Here is a 1,467-nt window from a genome sequence, read left to right as displayed (position 1 = left end):
CGGCCCGCCGGAGGGCGGGCGGCGGGTGGCCGGTGCCCCGCTTCTGCCTGCTTGCCGTCCGCCGGGCCCCTGGTGGTCCGGGGGGGGGTGAGGCGGCGACGGCACGGCCGGGGGCCCGCTTCTGCCTGCCTGCCGTCCGCCTGGTCTGCGCGGTGCGAGCAGAGGGCGGCAACGACGGCGAGGCGGTGTGGTTCCCCGGCCTTGCCTGCCGGGCGCCGGGCCCCGGGTGGTCACGAGTAGGGGCGGCGGCGGATGAACGGGGTCCCGCCCGCCCCGGCCTGTCGGGCGGTCGGCGCCCGGCCGGGGCGGGTTCTGGCGCCGCGCCCCCTGTTCCGCCGGGTGGTCGGCGCCTGTGCGGGAATCGATAGTGGTGAGATCACCACCCGATCGCACATCGGGTGTCGATCTCACCACTATCGATTGCCCATGCTGTCTTCCGGCGGTCCTGGCCGCAGCGGCGGGACCCAGCGGCACCCAGCGGGGGCCTGTGGCGGCCGCCCTGCCGCGCGCATGCGGGATGCGCGCGGTCTCGGTCGGTCGCGGGGGTGGCCCGGGAGCCTTGGGAAAGCATCGGTCCTTATCGCCGTCTCGCCCTGGAACGGGCGTTCCTCGGCGGCCCCGGGGTCCGTTGCGGGGGTGATCCCTTGACGCTCCCAGGGGGCCTGGAAAAGGAAAGCGATCCGCTCCGCAGGGCGCTTGCAATAGACAATGCTCCCCCATTCCAGGGCGCCTTTGCGGGGGAAGTGTCCCGGGGGTGCGACTCGCGATCAACACGTGCAGTGACCTGCGCATATGCTGGATTTCCCGGTTTCTCTGAATTTCTTCGGGGAATCTTCTGCCGGGCCCCCAAAAATGGTGGCGGGTGGTTCATAATGGGTGTATGGCAGATCAGCGGCACCCCGGCGCCCCCGCCGGATCTCCCGCGGAGGAGATCCGGCGGGGATACGCGGGTGTGCTGGGCGGGGTGGAGCGGGCCCTGGCCTCGGACGTGGCCCCCGGCCACCGCGAGACCCTGACACGGTCCATGGCCGCTCTGGCCGCCGGCCAGGACGCCCTGGACCTGGCCGCCGCGCGGCTGGCCGCCCGCATCGGCCAGACCGGGGCCCTTGCGGGCTCGGGGCACTCCACGGTCGCCGGGCTCCTCCGCGAGCACGGCCGCTCCACCACCCAGGCCAATGCCGTCGCCACCGTGGCCGACCACATGGACCACTACCCCGGGGCCGTGAAGGCCGCCGAGGCGGGGCAGGTGTCCTTCGGCCAGCTCGCTCTGGTCATGGGCCTGTCGGAGAGGGCGGTGGCCGGGCGCTGCACCCGCCGCCACCCCGACCCTGCCGACTACCGGGCCAGGGCCGAGGACATCATGGTCCAGGCCGCCGAGGCCGGGGCCGGCGACCGCACCCTCAAGCGGATCGGCAGGGAGCTGCCCCAGCGCATCAGCCCACGCGAGCACGAAGAGGGCAACCGCCG

At 74.0% G+C, this 1,467-nt stretch carries 1 pseudogene; it reads left to right on the top strand.

Features of this window, described 5'->3' with window-relative positions:
* Positions 1 to 880: 880 nt before the first annotated feature.
* A pseudogene (locus D450_RS35030) lies at positions 881 to 1,467 on the top strand (HNH endonuclease); the annotation flags it as partial.

Origin of the sequence: Nocardiopsis halophila DSM 44494 (assembly GCF_000341245.1) — a bacterium.
GTDB lineage: Bacteria > Actinomycetota > Actinomycetes > Streptosporangiales > Streptosporangiaceae > Nocardiopsis_A > Nocardiopsis_A halophila.
This window is presented reverse-complemented; position numbering and strand designations above follow the sequence as displayed.